General features: G+C 70.8%; 1 pseudogene. It reads right to left on the bottom strand.

The features are described from left to right. Positions 1 to 1,072 (bottom strand): annotated as a pseudogene (locus JHAT_RS33450) (alpha-1,4-glucan--maltose-1-phosphate maltosyltransferase); the annotation flags it as partial.

The raw sequence follows: 1,072 nt of genomic DNA, 5'->3' as shown, positions 1-1,072 counted from the left end.
TCCTCGCTGCCCTCGCGCAGGGGGGTGTTCTCGCACAGTTCGTAGCCGCTGTAGATGCCCCAGGCGGGGGAGAGGGTGGCGGCCAGGACGGCGCGGACCTCGAAGGCGGGGCGGCCGCCGTGCTGGAGGTAGGCGTGCAGGATGTCGGGGGTGTTGGCGAAGAAGTTGGGCCGCATGTAGGCGGCGGCCTCCCCCGTCAGTTCGGTGAGGTACTCCGTCAGTTCCCGCTTGGTGGTGCGCCAGGTGAAGTAGGTGTAGGACTGCTGGAAGCCGATCTGGGCGAGGGTGTGCATCATCGCGGGGCGGGTGAAGGCCTCCGCCAGGAAGATGACGTCGGGGTCGGCGCGGTTGACCTCGCCGATGACGCGTTCCCAGAACACCACGGGCTTGGTGTGGGGGTTGTCGACGCGGAAGATCCGCACGCCGTGGCCCATCCAGAACCTGAGCAGGCGCACGGTCTCGGCGACGATGCCGTCCAGGTCGGCGTCGAAGGCGATGGGGTAGATGTCCTGGTACTTCTTGGGCGGGTTCTCGGCGTGGGCGATGGTGCCGTCGGGGCGGTGGTGGAACCACTCGGGGTGCTTGTCGACCCAGGGGTGGTCGGGGGAGCACTGCAGGGCGAAGTCGAGGGCGATCTCCAGGCCCAGTTTCCCGGCCTCGGTGACGAAGGCGTCGAAGTCGTCGAGGGTGCCCAGGTCGGGGTGGACCGCGTCGTGGCCGCCCTCGGGGGAGCCGATGGCCCAGGGGACGCCGACGTCGTCGGGTCCGGCGGAGAGGGTGTTGTTGCGGCCCTTGCGGTGGGTGGTGCCGATGGGGTGGATGGGGGGGAGGTAGACGACGTCGAAGCCCATCGCGGCGATCGCGGGCAGGCGGCGGGCGGCGGTGCGGAAGGTGCCGTGGGGCCGCTCGGGGGTGCCCTCGGAGCGGGGGAAGAACTCGTACCAGGAGCCGTACAGGGCGCGTTCGCGTTCCACCAGCAGGGGCAGCGGGTCGGAGGAGGTGACCAGCTCCCGCAGCGGGTACCGGGCCAGCACCGCGTCCACCTCCGGCGTCAACGCCGCCGCCAGCCGGG

It is taken from the genome of Streptomyces sp. JHA26, from assembly GCF_002005565.1.
Lineage (GTDB): Bacteria > Actinomycetota > Actinomycetes > Streptomycetales > Streptomycetaceae > Streptomyces.
Note: the sequence above shows the minus strand (reverse complement) of the source record. Positions and strands in the feature narration are given on the sequence as shown.